The following is a 496-nucleotide window of genomic DNA, read 5'->3' on the forward strand; positions in this document are numbered from 1 at the left end:
TAACGCCCAATTAAGGGGTGAGCAACGCTACCACCGTACCTAACGCATTGTACCGTAAACACTAAAATTGAAGTAGAAGCAAAATGCCAAGCGTTGGGAATCCCTCTTAAATTGTTTGTTATACCCGTTTTTAAAACCTCTAGTTTTTAGCCGTTCCGCTAAATTCTTCTTCCTGCAAATTCTCAGCTAAACCCCATTCACCTATAGCAAATAGAAAACTACCGATAAAAGACAAGGTTTCATTACCAGCCCTTTCAGGAAAGTCATCAGCTTTATCGACACTCTGAGGTTCAATTACATTTTTACAAACAATACTCGCACACCCTTTTTCATCTGGGTATAAGGGAGTAGTGTCCAAAACATCATTCGCTAAACTATCAAAGGAAAAAACGCTTATCAAAACCACTGAAATAGGCCAAAACTTCACTACAGACTCACAATATAAATAACACCAGATAGGATGATAACCCTCTGATGTGGAATATAAAAGGGTATA

General features: G+C 38.3%; 1 protein-coding gene. It reads right to left on the minus strand.

All coding sequences use genetic code 11. The features are described 5' to 3' along the window. Window positions 1-139: 139 nt before the first annotated feature. On the minus strand, window positions 140-496 hold a 357-nt coding region (locus EYW48_RS21420), incomplete at its 5' end, for a hypothetical protein (protein ID WP_277433070.1).

The organism is Vibrio sp. 1180_3 (assembly GCF_029478545.1).
GTDB classification, from domain to species: domain Bacteria; phylum Pseudomonadota; class Gammaproteobacteria; order Enterobacterales; family Vibrionaceae; genus Vibrio; species Vibrio aestuarianus.